General features: G+C 56.0%; 10 protein-coding genes and 2 pseudogenes. 8 read left to right on the top strand and 4 right to left on the bottom strand.

Going from position 1 to position 13,294, the window contains the following annotated elements:
* Nucleotides 1-69: 69 nt before the first annotated feature.
* From B9A95_RS08965 to B9A95_RS08975, 3 genes and pseudogenes are all read right to left on the bottom strand, one after another.
* Nucleotides 70-636, bottom strand: coding sequence for an IS5 family transposase (locus tag B9A95_RS08965; RefSeq protein WP_425429927.1), 567 nt, complete (start codon nucleotides 634-636; stop codon nucleotides 70-72).
* Nucleotides 637-701: 65 nt separating this feature from the next.
* Nucleotides 702-965, bottom strand: a pseudogene (locus B9A95_RS36975) (transposase); the annotation flags it as partial.
* A gap of 460 nt (nucleotides 966-1,425) precedes the next feature.
* Nucleotides 1,426-3,633, bottom strand: a complete 2,208-nt coding sequence (locus B9A95_RS08975; RefSeq protein WP_139806617.1) for a hypothetical protein — start codon at nucleotides 3,631-3,633, stop codon at nucleotides 1,426-1,428.
* Between the two features lie 696 nt (nucleotides 3,634-4,329).
* Between B9A95_RS08975 and B9A95_RS08980 the strand changes: the two genes are divergently transcribed.
* The 4 genes from B9A95_RS08980 to B9A95_RS08990 all read left to right on the top strand — a co-directional run bounded on the left by B9A95_RS08980 (nucleotide 4,330) and on the right by B9A95_RS08990 (nucleotide 7,238).
* On the top strand, nucleotides 4,330-4,980 hold the full coding sequence (locus B9A95_RS08980) for a hypothetical protein (RefSeq protein WP_084046636.1): 651 nt from the start codon (nucleotides 4,330-4,332) through the stop codon (nucleotides 4,978-4,980).
* Nucleotides 4,981-5,403: 423 nt separating this feature from the next.
* On the top strand, nucleotides 5,404-5,862 hold the full coding sequence (locus tag B9A95_RS08985; RefSeq protein WP_084046638.1) for a hypothetical protein: 459 nt from the start codon (nucleotides 5,404-5,406) through the stop codon (nucleotides 5,860-5,862).
* Nucleotides 5,863-6,125: 263 nt separating this feature from the next.
* Nucleotides 6,126-6,716, top strand: a complete 591-nt coding sequence (locus B9A95_RS31900) for a hypothetical protein (RefSeq protein ID WP_139806618.1) — start codon at nucleotides 6,126-6,128, stop codon at nucleotides 6,714-6,716.
* Between the two features lie 192 nt (nucleotides 6,717-6,908).
* Entirely contained in the window at nucleotides 6,909-7,238 is a 330-nt protein-coding gene (locus tag B9A95_RS08990) for a DHCW motif cupin fold protein (RefSeq protein WP_084046640.1), read from the top strand.
* Between the two features lie 365 nt (nucleotides 7,239-7,603).
* On the opposite strand, the pseudogene B9A95_RS34515 reads toward B9A95_RS08990, so the two are convergent.
* Nucleotides 7,604-8,597, bottom strand: a pseudogene (locus tag B9A95_RS34515) (IS630 family transposase).
* A gap of 720 nt (nucleotides 8,598-9,317) precedes the next feature.
* Here B9A95_RS34515 and B9A95_RS09000 point away from each other — a divergent pair.
* From B9A95_RS09000 to B9A95_RS09010, 4 genes are all read left to right on the top strand, one after another.
* Nucleotides 9,318-9,755, top strand: a complete 438-nt coding sequence (locus tag B9A95_RS09000) for a globin domain-containing protein (protein WP_212648280.1) — start codon at nucleotides 9,318-9,320, stop codon at nucleotides 9,753-9,755.
* 161 nt (nucleotides 9,756-9,916) lie between these two features.
* Nucleotides 9,917-10,732: an IS630 family transposase gene (locus B9A95_RS34520; protein ID WP_245808216.1), complete on the top strand. Its 816-nt coding sequence runs from the start codon at nucleotides 9,917-9,919 to the stop codon at nucleotides 10,730-10,732.
* A gap of 692 nt (nucleotides 10,733-11,424) precedes the next feature.
* Nucleotides 11,425-12,216, top strand: a complete 792-nt coding sequence (locus tag B9A95_RS09005) for an ABC transporter substrate-binding protein (RefSeq protein WP_084046641.1) — start codon at nucleotides 11,425-11,427, stop codon at nucleotides 12,214-12,216.
* A gap of 18 nt (nucleotides 12,217-12,234) precedes the next feature.
* Nucleotides 12,235-13,119, top strand: coding sequence for a dimethylarginine dimethylaminohydrolase family protein (locus B9A95_RS09010; protein ID WP_084046642.1), 885 nt, complete (start codon nucleotides 12,235-12,237; stop codon nucleotides 13,117-13,119).
* Nucleotides 13,120-13,294 lie beyond the last annotated feature (175 nt).

Below are 13,294 nucleotides of genomic sequence, written 5' to 3' on the forward strand. Positions count from 1 at the left end.
CCAAAGCCATGCAGGACCTTTTCTATGTCCAACGGATAACGCGTTCTCCTGGTCAGCCACAATAAGACCCTATCCGGAAGATTTTTTGAGAGGAGCAATGGGGGCGAGTTTGCGCCAGATGATGAGGCAAGCGGTCAATTCGACAAAGCCCAGATAGAGGTCTTGCCGCTTCTCCCAGCGCGTCTGGATGCGACGGAAACGGTTGAACCAACTGTGGCCCACCTCGACCACCCACCGCCGGGGTGGGTGTCGTTGTGGATCACCAGGAGCAGGAATGGGCGGAGCGGCCGTCGATTTCTTGGGGATATGCGCGAGCAGACCTTCATCCAGAGCCAGTTGACGACACGCCTGCGTGTCGTACCCACGGTCCAGGAGGAGATGGCGCTGTTCCTGCTCTCCTGGAGCAGGAACAGCAACGACGACAGCATCGAGGGCCTCACTCAGCATCTTGCTGTCATGACGCTTGGCACCACAGAGCACGACGGAGAGTGGAATGCCTTTCGCGTCGCTGAGGAGGGTACGTTTACACCCGGCCTTGCCCCGATCGGTGGGGTTGCTGCCCGTCGCTTCCGGGGCACCAGCGGCCCCCTTTTTCCCACCCTGGCCTTGACCATGCTCCCGTCGGCGGCTTGCCATTCCCAATCCATGCCCAGTTCCTGGTCGTACTCTTCGAGCACGAGGGCCCATGCCGCACGGAGGCATTCGTGTTCCACCCAGGCACAGAACCGCTCGTGGACAGTCGATTTCGGACCGTACCGGCGGGGCAACTCGCTCCACTGACTGCCGGTTCGGGCCAACCAAATCAGCCCGTTGAAGATTGAGCGGGCGTCCCTTGAGGGACGCCCGCTCTTTTTCCTGGGTGTGTTGATCACCAGCACTGGGCCCAGACGGACCCAAAGCTCGTCCGATACCTCCCAGAGCGTGTTCTGGTCATTGATCTGATCTTGGTGCGGTTGCGTCGTCACTGCCTCTCAGTAGACCAATATCTTCCGGATAGGCTCTAATACTACAGTTGCAGTTGCTCCAGGAACCTGTTGTTCAAGGGCTTTCTGTCACCAGTCACCTCCCGAGAATTCCCGTGTTTGAGAGACGGAATCGCCAACTGCAACTGTAGTACTAAAGCTTCTTCCTGGATGCGGTGAGCTGATCTTACGGTGGAGGACCTGGGGAAGCAGAGCTGCAGCGCAGTGCCTATCTTTTTCCTGAGCGCCTCAATTATGAACTCTTACCTCTACTAGAGCATTGGGGAGAATGGAGCCGTGAGGGGTACCCCTCACGGCTCCATTCTCCCCAATGCTCATTCAGATTCGCTCGCTCTGCTGGGTTAAAAAGAAGTCCTCTTTGAAAAATGCTCCAGGCGTAATGGGGCAGTAGCGTTTGGCTCTAGCCACTGGGGGAGTGTGGCAATGCTTCAGTACTCCCTTCTCACTTCGGGATGGCGTCCATGTGGACTTCGATCAGGCTGATTGCCTTATCGGAGTGATTATTGTCTGTGGCCTCCAACTGAACGATATAGTCGGTGGCTCCGCTGCCTCCGGGCAGAGCAGCGCTAGGAACGAACGTGTGCTCCACAACTTTGGGTAGAGAACTGCCCTGGGCCACGACCACAGCCGTCCCAGGTTCACCCTTACGGCTTAATTTCAAAACGTAGCTGACTTTGTCTGCATCTGCATCGCTCAAGACCAGCTGTGCAGTGATGGATTCTCCGAACTTGATGTTCGCGGGACGCTCCGGATGATTCTTGATGGCCAGAAGCGCCTGTGCTGGCGCATTGGTATTCGTCTTTTCGACCACATTCACAGTTGTTTGTGCACTGCCCACCTTATTGCTGGCATTAACGGCAGTCAACGTGATGGTACGGGGACCAGGTGTTTTAAAAGTAATGAAAGGAGCACCGCAATTGTTGACAGAGGAAATGATGTCCTTGGGTTCCGAACTGGTCCATTTTTCCCGGGTACAGTCGTTGAGACTCGATAGTCCCACCAGCGGCGCAGCCACGGAACTGCCCTGCAAAGAAAACGTTTGGTTGCCGGTAGGCGACTGGATGCTGACGGTCGGAGCTGGTGCCTCGAACTTGACAATAGTGAGCGGCAAAGATTTTGTTGCCTTCAGTCCCTCGTGGTCAACAGCCGTGACAGTGATATTCCTCAATCCTTCCTGCTGAAAACGGTGGGAGATGCAGCCTTCAGGTGAGACGGTTTCGCCCAGGACATCCCTGTCCGAGGTGAAAAAGAACTTGAGCTTCTTGTCAGCTTCGTCGGGATCCGTCGCGAATACACACAAATCGACGATGTCATTTGTATTCAGTGGGCCCGTAGGTGTCCCCTCACCAAATACAGGTTCCCGCTCAGCAGTAATTTTCGTCACCACAGGAGGATTGTTTTGCGCCATTGCCAGGTTGGCACACTTTGTAAAGATGTTGCCACCATACTGGAAGGCAGTGAAAATAAGGTCAATGGAAACGCCGGCGTTGGCTGCAGCGCACAAGTCTGCTTTCCAGAGGGGGACACTGGGATACTGGAACTTTAGATCCGCATATGCCCCTATATCAGCGTATGCGCCTGCCAGACCGTATAGCAGGAACTCGCCACGCACCGTTGGTCCTACCTGCAGGTTGGCATTCATTTGCCCTTCAAACGCTCCGGGAACGAGCTTAAAGTCCGGCCCACTCGAAAGATCGTGCCACGCGCCTTTCTTGTACTCGGTACCGGCCGCCGTGTTAAACGTCTGCGCAACATCAAAAGTCATGTCACCTTTAATCTGCCCACTGCTATCGAGTGAGATAATCAGTTTTGGTACTATCACTACAGGTACAAAACCAATAGGAAATGAGATTGGCGTGAAGAAGTACTGATAGAGAGGCTTGCTTTCCTTGAATTTGTAGTTCCCGTGAGCGAATAACTTGAGGTCCATGCTTTGGTCAAGACTCACCTTGGCCCGCACTGCGTTTCCCTCTTCTCCCCCAATATTTAAGTGGAGATCGAGTCCTAGGGCGAATTTGACCTTGCCTTTTGTACCCACCTGGTCATTGGTAGTTTCAGGTTTTTCGTCACCATCATATAACACCTTGTCCAGCGAAATTGCCCAAGGCAACACCGTATTTGAATCAATAAGAGATTCAGCCGAGATTCCGCTCGAAGTAGTTACCATGGAAACGCCGTCCGACAACGGCTTAGAAGATTCCAAATCTTCAGGCTTGAGCTCGATTTTCATCTCAACCTGGCCCTTCTCAATGGCATCTTCGAGCTTTGCCTGCTCGGCATCTACAACGATCTGGCCAACTTCTTTACGAACTGCACGTACTTTGACCAGATAACCATAAGGCGCGTTAGGTCCAGGTTCGCTGACGAGTACATTTCCTACGCCCAGGGCAGAAGTCTGGGGGGTGGCCTGGTAACGCAACTCATACATCTTCACAGGTCCCGTGCCTACCGGCTTGAACTGGGTGAGGGCTGCCCGTGTGCCAGCGTCCATCACGCGGGCTTCCGGCTTAACGATCACGTCTGAGGTACTGGGAGGTGTAGGCGTTGTCGGGGTGGTAGGCGAGTTGGGGGGCGGGACGGTAGGACCGCTACAGGCTGTAAAGAGGAGCATGGCGCAGGTCAATACAGTGAACGACTTGAGTTTCAACATGTCAGATCTCCTTAGAAACGGATTTGTGCAAGTGTGCTTCCGGTAACCTTCAGCCACGGAGAGAAGCGTAGTAAGGAGAGCGTCACGGACCCGTCATTGCTCAAAAAGACTGTCTCTGACGAAAATTTTGACTCTAAGGAGTCGCCCTTCTAACGGGTGTGTTGACCGACAGGGCATAAGCACCCACCGCATGACATGGCGTTTCAGGGCTGGTCCTACGTGACCCTGGCCATGAACAGATCTGACCGTAAAGGTTCTTGCACACAAAGGCGCGCAGCGTAATCCCATAGAGATGGCTGAATTTGTACCCGCCTTGGACCTCGCCAAGCCTGGGTTTCACAGTTGCACCCAGACAGGGGCTGCCTCAACCAGACCGTCCGCTCGCAGATGGATGGTCAAGGAAACACGCGCGTGGCTCAACTGACATCTTGCAGTTTTAGAAAAGGTCGTCTGGAACGCGCTTTTGGCCCCATAGAGGGGTGTGAATCCAAAAGGACAGCGTTCCAGACGACTTTATTCTGACATCCTGCCCTGCTTTTTCCGCAAGCAGCACCGGGAATCCTTCGAGGTCTTTCTCGACCTGCTGCTGGATGGTTCCGGCAGATCTCTGCCAGAACGCGCTACGGTTAAATCCCCTCGGCCCTCAGCTGCTTTCTCAACCATGCGGGCTGGAACACCCGGCAGTTGTGCCGAGTCATGCGTCAGCATGCTCGAAAGACGTTGCAGGACCTGTGGCGACAGCAACCCCATCAGCGCCCCCGGCTGGAACTGCTGGTGGGTCTCACCCATCTGGAAAAGACCGGCAAGTTCAGCGAACTTGCCGATGGGGTCCACACCTACCACAGCGTCCACGGCGTTCACTTGGTGGTGTTGTCCTTGTGCTGTGGGGAGCTTCGTCTACCCTGGGCTTTTCAAGTCTGGCGGGGGAAGGGTACCCCTTCCCCCGCACAACTCGCCCTGAAGTTGCTTCGAACCGTCCCTGTGACGTTGCTGAAGGGGAAACGTCGGCCTCGTCTGCACGCAGACGGGGGCTTTGAGCATGCCGAGTTCATTCGGGGCGTGCTGAATCGGGGCCTCGACATTGTGGTGGGGGTGCGTTGTACCTGGAAACTGGAGGATGGGCGGCAAGTCCGTCATCTGATGGTCCGCGGCAGCCTGCTCAGGCCCACAGGGCTTGACCACGTGATGTGCATTTCCTGGGTGTGGCTCTACCGCAACAAGGCACCGGAACAACGTTTCGTGAGGTCCAATCTCGACCTGGGGGGCAAGTACCTGGCACGGGTGAAAAAGCGCCGCCCTGCGGATAGAAGCCTTTTTCAAGACGGTGAAGGGACGCTTCGGCCTTGAACGCTTCGCCCAGTACAGTCAGCAGGGAGTGTTGCGCTGGCGGTGTCTCTCGGGGATGGCCTTCCTCCTCTGTCATTTTCAGGACCTTGACCTGCCCATCGATACACCAGGAACGTGGCCTGACTGGGGCGACTGAGCGAGAACCGTACGGTTCTCGCTCGTTCCAGAAGTGCGTCGTTAAGCACTTCAACTGGAGCGAGAGGCCCTCGATGCCTTCGACAACGCACTTCCTCCTTTCACAACCTCAACTGCAGGATGTCAGTTATGGCTGCTGATGCCCTGACCCACCTTGGATCTCTGGAGAACACCTGCTCGCAATGACGGGACCGTGACACTGCCCCTCCTACCTTGGGCACACCGGCAAACGGTGGTGCCTGGGTACCTATCACCGTTCGCTGCAAATATCCCTCAAGGAGCGTCACCATGTCCAAGCATTTTTTCCTCGTCACCCTCGTCACCCTGACCGCCCACTCCCTCACGCAGGCCCAGTCCATCGCTGCTGAGCCTCAGCAGTTTGTCGGTGTGTGGACACTCATCAATGCCGACCCGAAAGAAGCCCCTTCCCTCCTCACGATTCACGCCGACGGCACCTTCACGACTTCTCAAGTCGCGGGTGGGGGAAATACGGCCATTCACGGCATATGGGTTCCTACCAGTGAGCGTAGCATGCGACTAACAGGCCGCTGGCTGGCGGGCGACAACAAAACGTTTAAATTCATCGGGACCGCAAAAATTACGGGAACGGTGGTGCTGAGCTCCAGCAACACGTTCAACGCACAGACCATTGTGGAGGGCTTTAACGCTGCGGGTCAGCCGTTGTTTAAAGTACCGAGCAGGGTTCGGGGACTGCGGGTAACTTTCGACGCAACCCCAAAAAATTGACGTATGACCGCCCTACCCTCGTCAGGACTCAGAAGTTCGCACGAGGGTGAGGTTATTTTCTGACGTTGACCAATGTTTCGGGCATTGACGTAACGCATGGCAAATAAGCTGTTCACCGCCCAGTTAGATTTTACGAGAAGCAGTTACGCTCTTCGGCAAATAAAATCAAAGTCCGCAACGTACACCCAAATAATTCACAGGGTCTAAATCCTCTGAGCTGCTGAATAAATCCAGCAAGTAGACTTCTTGAATCTAGGAGATTAATGTCGCTTAAAGAATTCTTCCTTCTGTTTCCCTCGCTACTAAGTGGAGTCATAGCAAGCTCAAGCTTCACCATCGAGGGGCGTCTCGCCCTGCAAGAACGAGCAAAAGGTCAAGTGATTCTTGGACGTCTCACCTCCGATCCACAGCCCAAAAAACAGGCTCAATACCGTATATTGAGTCAGGCATCTCTGAGCAGCACTGGAAAATTTTTACTTCTCGCGCCACAGTCTATTCCTGCGGACTGGCCATCGTATCCAATTACAAACTGGGCCTGTGGAAAAGGGATACGTATCAGCGATCCCGAAGCCAAATTTAGTTCCGCAGGTCTTTACTTAGATATGGTAAATGGTGGCGGAACAATAGTTCACACGACCCAGCATTCCAAAATTGACCAGATTCTCTACTGGTTCTTAACAAAAGAGACTACAATTATAGGACAGTGTGGCAACGACAAATTTGCTCTTCTTTTAAAGAAAGGCTGGAACTCGGTGAGACAAACCGAGCTCAACAACGGAATCTTATGGTCTGCAGAAAAAAGATATTTTAGACCATTTACTGTACAGTTTTTTGGTGGTATAGAGCATAAGTAGAATGGGTTTTATACCGACTCCAGCTGAACCATTCTAAAGTCATTCAATCAGAACCAACTTACAAAGCCGCGAAGGAGAGCGAGAAGGAGAAAAACGGGTTCTGGCCGCCGAATTGGCAAACCAGCCCTCTCTCACTTTGCCAACGAACAGACGGGATTCATTTTAGTAGTATAAAGCAAAAGGAGTTGGTGCATGCAGTTACGTAATATTCCCTTTGGCACAACCACCTGGTCACACGTTGAACCGACGACTCATCCCGGAGAACACGGAAGTGCTCAGTGGCGAACGCAGAACTTTGGCGAGATCCGGGTTCGTTATGTGGAATACACGCCGGGGTATCTTGCTGACCACTGGTGCCGGAAGGGTCATATCCTCCTGGTACTGTCCGGACAGTTGGACACTGAGCTTGAAGATGGACGTACCTTCACGCTCACAGCCGGCATGAGCTACCAAGTGGCTGATGGAGCGGAAGCGCACCGCTCCTCGTCTCCTCTGGGCGCAACCCTTTTTATTGTGGACTAGCTACCCTTGGGCGCAGAAGCCAAGGGCCTGAGCAGGTGGGCCGGATTGCCATACATCATCTGGACCTGGTACTTCAAAATTACGCTGTCTCCACTTCCCTTACCAAGCGAAGAGAGTGCAAATCGCCTAGAACCCGAGTTCACCTCCTGGAACTCGGGCAGCTTTACGGACCTCTAAGAACCGATTGGCGACCGCCAACCTGTCTGCAACGCTGTTGTTCTACCGAACGTCGCATCCGTCTTCGAACTTTCATCCAGCTTCTTTGCGTAGCAGGGCGTGATCCATCGCTGGGCCGAGCCATACCTGATGGCTACAGAAACTCCGCGAGGCGATCCCGCGGTGTCGGCCCTTCTATTGATCTCGGCTTAAGTTTGAGTTGCGAGGAGGCGAGCGGGGAGGCGGGTGTGCCGAACGCGTTGCCAAGCAAGGGGCAGTTTCTTCTTCAGCTCATCAAGGGTGCGGGCACAGAAGTTCCCGAGCAGGTGCTGCTTGACGTATGCCCAAACGCGCTCGATGGGATTGAGTTCAGGAGCCTACGGCGGCAGATACACCAGCGAGAGGCGAGGGGTCTGCTCGACGAAGGCCAAAAGGGCCTTCGTCCGGTGAATACCCGCATTGTCCAAGACGATGACCAAGTCCCCTTGGAGATGCTGGAGAAGGTGCTTGAAGAAGGCGATGACATCGTCTCCTCGGATCGCGCGTGCTTTGGTGTGCTGAAAAAAGTGCCCTGAAGAGGCGATGGCGCCAATCGTCGAAAGCTTTTCCCAGTTGGCAGGCAAGGGAACCAGGGGCGTGACGCCCCTGGGCGACCAGGTTCTCCTCTTGACACCCTTGAGGCTGAAGCCCACCTCATCGAGATAGACCAGCGTGGTCCCCTGGGCCACCTTTTTTTTCGACCTCGGGTCGTACGGTCTCGACCCAAGTCATCACGCGTTTCTCGTCACGCTCCAGGGCTCGGCTCTCCGGTTTCTGGGGTGTCCAACCCAGTCCGTGCAGCACCTTCCGCACATGGTCGCGGTGATACCAGATCCCCAGCAAGCCCAGCACTTCCCGCACCCGCGGGGTCGTCCACGTGGGGTCCGCAAAGCCGTGTGCCTGCGGGCCCTCCTGCAGGAGGGCCCGCAACTGTTCGCGCTGCTCCTCGGTCATCTGACGGGGACGTCCTGTCGACACCGTGGCACTCCAGTGGCCCTGCTTCTTCAGCCGCTCTTTCCACGTCTCCACCGTGCGCAGCGAAATGCCGAAATGATCCGCGATTTCCTGGTGTTTATGCTGTCCAGCGTTGATCCATTCCAGGGCCGCGAGGCGGCGTTCTTCGAGCTGTGCGCGTGTCCGTTTGGAGGGCATCCATCCAGCCATACCCCACAATTCACTCCTCCAAACTTATGCCGGGATCAATAACGCCAGGTAAGTTAGGATCCCTACTGTGTTACGCGAAGGCCACCGTAAGACCTCCCCGTTGACAGTAATTTTTGGCATTCCCAGCAGTTGCGCGTAGATTCACCCCTAAGCAGAGCTTGTCCTCAAAGGTGGAGTCTAGCGGGTTCAGGACAATGACAAGCCAATGACGCCGGCTCCATTAGCCTCATGGCCAATCCAGACCATACCGACGTGCTCAGAAAGGACTTGTATGCCTGAACCCTTGCCTCCCACCAGCGTTGCTTCGCCCTCCCCTCAAAGTCTGATGAAACGAGACGCTCCGCTCGGCCACCTTTACCAACTCCGCTTTTCCTACAAACGAGCGTTTAACACCGCTGTGCTGGGTACATGCACCGCAGGCGCTCGAAACCACCGAGTCCAACCCCTGCTCTCTCTGCGCATCCTTCCTGGTCGGGAGCATGGTGGGCTTAGCATGAGCTTAAAGCATTTTTCAAATAGAGGACTCCTTTTTAACCCAGAAGAGCGAGCGAGCTTGGATGAGCATTGGGGAGAATGGAGCCGTGAGGGGTACCCTTCCACTCATAGCGGAATTCAGGCAAATGCTCTAGAAGCTGGGAGTTCCCTACCATTGACAGAAGGGTTTTCAATCCGACCTTCGCCTAGCCTGGATGGCTTCGCACCTTCACTTGCGGTGCGCCTGTGAGTCCATCTCCTATTCAGATAACCTCACGCCAAATTGCCCTCGTCCGGACAAGCTTAACCCACGCCCTTCCTCACGCTGCCGCGCTGGCAGAACTGTTCTATGCCCGCCTGTTTGAGCTTGACCCTTCCACCCGCATGCTCTTCCCACCGGACATGAACCGGCAGGGCCGAAAGCTGGTTGACATGTTGGACGTTTTTGCTGGTGATCTCACCCGGTGGGAAGTGTTGCGTCCAGCGGCGAGACGGCTGGGAGCACGGCACGCGGACTACGGCGTTCTGGACGCTCACTACGGCACGGTAGGTGCAGCCCTGCTCTGGGCGCTAGAGCAAACGCTCGCTGGAAACTTCACGTCAGAGGTGCGGGCTGCCTGGGAAGCGGTCTACGTCCTGCTGACCAACGAGATGCGTGAGGGAAGTCGTTTACGCTCCTCTTGATCAGCGTCTAGAAGCTCAGCAGGGAGAACACCGCAGATTCAGAGCGGTGGGACACCCCTTGCTGGGTGTACTTCTGGCCTGATGTGGCGCAGCAATAAGGGAATGCTCTATTGATCCCGGCATAAGTTTGGAGGAGTGAATTGTGGGGTATGGCTGGATGGATGCCCTCCAAACGGACACGCGCACAGCTCGAAGAACGCCGCCTCGCGGCCCTGGAATGGATCAACGCTGGACAGCATAAACACCAGGAAATCGCGGATCATTTCGGCATTTCGCTGCGCACGGTGGAGACGTGGAAAGAGCGGCTGAAGAAGCAGGGCCACTGGAGTGCCACGGTGTCGACAGGACGTCCCCGTCAGATGACCGAGGAGCAGCGCGAACAGTTGCGGGCCCTCCTGCAGGAGGGCCCGCAGGCACACGGCTTTGCGGACCCCACGTGGACGACCCCGCGGGTGCGGGAAGTGCTGGGCTTGCTGGGGATCTGGTATCACCGCGACCATGTGCGGAAGGTGCTGCACGGACTGGGTTGGACACCCCAGAAACCGGAGAGCCGAGCCCTGGAGCGTGACGAGAAACGCGTGATGACTTGGGTCGAGACCGTACGACCCGAGGTCGAAAAAAAAGGTGGCCCCAGGGGACCACGCTGGTCTATCTCGATGAGGTGGGCTTCAGCCTCAAGGGTGTCAAGAGGAGAACCTGGTCGCCCAGGGGCGTCACGCCCCTGGTTCCCTTTGCCTGCCAACTGGGAAAAGCTTTCGACGATTGGCGCCATCGCCTCTTCAGGGCACTTTTTTCAGCACACCAAAGCACGCGCGATCCGAGGAGACGATGTCATCGCCTTCTTCAAGCACCTTCTCCAGCATCTCCAAGGGGACTTGGTCATCGTCTTGGACAATGCGGGTATTCACCGGACGAAGGCCCTTTTGGCCTTCGTCGAGCAGACCCCTCGCCTCTCGCTGGTGTATCTGCCGCCGTAGGCTCCTGAACTCAATCCCATCGAGCGCGTTTGGGCATACGTCAAGCAGCACCTGCTCGGGAACTTCTGTGCCCGCACCCTTGATGAGCTGAAGAAGAAACTGCCCCTTGCTTGGCAACGCGTTCGGCACACCCGCCTCCCCGCTCGCCTCCTCGCAACTCAAACTTAAGCCGAGATCAATAGTGGTACTCCGTTGCGTCTGAAAGTGCTGGCGAAGAACACGGGGGATTCCCACCCTTTCCGTACCGCGCTGACCCCAGAAACACGGGCGCCATCCATCAGGTTCCCGCCAGTCAACGGAGTACCAATAGGTGCTGCGCGCGTCGTCCAGACTTTCTCTGTGACGCGGCAATGACGCCCAACCCTTTAACCTTTTTTCGACGTTCGGAACACCTGCTAAAGCCGAGCGCCGTGTCCTCCTGCATCTGAAGTGCATCGTCAGAAAATCGGCAAAGCGCTCCGGATTCCGTATCTGCCCTTCGAAGGTTGCTGGTTCGTACAGCTGGCTGCGTCCCCTGGCCACGATGAACAACCGCCGCAAGGGAGTATGGCCCCCAGGAATTCCCCTTCATGCCAGTCTGATAGCGAAGAACCGGAGAAAGTTGAGCTGCAATGGGAAAGGACTTCTCCCCCTGGATGGTGCGCTCCGCGCCACCACACAGCAGTTTTCCCTTGCATGCAAGGAGAGATGTTATGAAACGCAAGAACCAAAGTGTGTTCAACCGGATTGTCGGGCGGTGTGCCCTTACCCTGCTGGCCTGCAGCGCCTTGGCAACGGCGCAAACGGCTGCCACCACGCCTACCCTGACTGCCGGTCAGTTGACCATCGGCACGGATCCAACGTACGCACCTTTTATTTTCACGCAGGGCAAGGTACTCACTGGGTTCGAGGTGGAGTTGATGAATGAAGTGGCTCGCCGCCTGCACCTGAAACCCGTGTGGGTCTATCAGCCATTTGACAACCTACTGATCGGGCTTTCTCAGCGCCGCTTTGATGTTGTGGTAGGTTCACATGGGATCACTGCCGAACGGCTTAAAGCTGTTGACTTCGCACTCCCGGACTACTGTTCTGGTGGTGTCATTCTCAGCCGCCCAGGCGGCCCAAGCTCACCGGCTGATTTGAAGGGCAAAGTGGTAGCCGTGCAGGTGGGCACCACCTACTATCAACGGTTGCGCCAGGTGCCTGGTTTGCAGTCGATCAAGACACTGCCTGGTGATCCCCAGGCACTTCAGCATTTGCTCTCTGGTAGATCCGACGCCTTTGTGACGGACCGTTTCGTGGCTCTGGGCGCACAGATGAAATTCTCTGGAGCCAAGCTCCAGGTGGGATCCATGTTGTTCCAGGAACAAATTGGATTTGCGGTACGTAAAGGAAACACGCGTGTCACGGCTGCAGTCAATTCTGCACTGAAGGGCATTCTCAGCGACGGCACCTACGCTAATCTCTCGCACAAGTATTTCAAAACCGACATACGCTGCAAATAAGTTGCGGCCTGGAGAACAATGATTCCCTCCCCTCCCCTGTTCCACCAGAGCATGACTGCGCCATTACGCCGAGTACTCGTTCGGCGTCCAGACGAAGCCTTTGCGGTCGACGATCCTGAACTTTGGCACTACGCCGGGCGGCCTGACCTCACCGCAGCCCAAGCGGAACACGACGCTTTCGTGGATATTCTCCGCTCCTGTGGAGCAGACGTCGTATATCACACGGTCGAACAACCGAACAAAGCAGACGCCATCTTCGTTTACGACCCAGCTCTCATCACCAACGACGGTGCCATTCTTCTGAATCCCGGAAAGGCCCTGCGCCAGGGTGAACAGGCAGCTATGGCATGCCAACTGGCCGCATTGGACGTCCCAATCGTCGGCTCGTTGACGGGGGAGCAACGTGCCGAAGGAGGAGACATGTTCTGGCTCGACCCGAACACACTTGCTGTTGGCCGTACATTTAGAACAAACGACGCTGGGATACAGGCACTCTCCTCGCTGCTGCAGCCGCAAGGGATGAAGGTCATGTCCTTTGATCTTCCCGCGTGGGACGGTGAAGACGCCTGCTTACACCTGATGTCCGTCATCAGTCCCGTAGCCGATGATGCGGCGGTAATCTACCCCCGCTTGTTGCCCGTGGCACTTTGGCAGGAATTGAAGCGGCGAGGCATGCGGCTCATTGAGGTGCCCGACGCTGAGTTCGCCTCGCAAGGACCGAATGTACTCGCCTTGAATCCCACGACGTGCTTGATGCTCCAGGGGAATCCGGTCACCCAGGCTCGCCTTCAGGATGCTGGTTTCACCGTTCATACGTACGTAGGAAACGAGTTGTCGCTCAAAGCCGAAGGTGGTCCAACATGCCTGACCAAACCCCTGTTGCGCCGCACTTCGTTGCCCTAATCACGCAGGGGCGCTGAACAGACGTCACCTTCTCATGGTGCGTGTTGTCCGGCATCTCACGCCAGCAATCTGAGCGTTTTGGCGCGCCCCTGACAGGTGTACCGAGACATCATACGAACCCACCTCGTCCCAGGAGTACCGATGTTCTACGTTCAGTCCACCGCGTTGCCTTCGA

This window comes from Deinococcus hopiensis KR-140 (assembly GCF_900176165.1).
GTDB lineage: Bacteria > Deinococcota > Deinococci > Deinococcales > Deinococcaceae > Deinococcus > Deinococcus hopiensis.

Bases quoted from the DNA above. Each gene is read 5' to 3' on its own strand.
- B9A95_RS08980 (WP_084046636.1), top strand. From the start codon at position 4,330: ATGCGTCAGCATGCTCGAAAGACGTTGCAGGACCTGTGGCGACAGCAA.
- B9A95_RS09010 (WP_084046642.1), top strand. From the start codon at position 12,235: ATGATTCCCTCCCCTCCCCTGTTCCACCAGAGCATGACTGCGCCATTA.
- B9A95_RS34520 (WP_245808216.1), top strand. From the start codon at position 9,917: ATGCCCTCCAAACGGACACGCGCACAGCTCGAAGAACGCCGCCTCGCG.
- B9A95_RS08990 (WP_084046640.1), top strand. From the start codon at position 6,909: ATGCAGTTACGTAATATTCCCTTTGGCACAACCACCTGGTCACACGTT.
- B9A95_RS31900 (WP_139806618.1), top strand. From the start codon at position 6,126: ATGTCGCTTAAAGAATTCTTCCTTCTGTTTCCCTCGCTACTAAGTGGA.
- B9A95_RS08965 (WP_425429927.1), bottom strand. From the start codon at position 636: ATGGCAAGCCGCCGACGGGAGCATGGTCAAGGCCAGGGTGGGAAAAAG.
- B9A95_RS09005 (WP_084046641.1), top strand. From the start codon at position 11,425: ATGAAACGCAAGAACCAAAGTGTGTTCAACCGGATTGTCGGGCGGTGT.
- B9A95_RS08975 (WP_139806617.1), bottom strand. From the start codon at position 3,633: ATGTTGAAACTCAAGTCGTTCACTGTATTGACCTGCGCCATGCTCCTC.
- B9A95_RS08985 (WP_084046638.1), top strand. From the start codon at position 5,404: ATGTCCAAGCATTTTTTCCTCGTCACCCTCGTCACCCTGACCGCCCAC.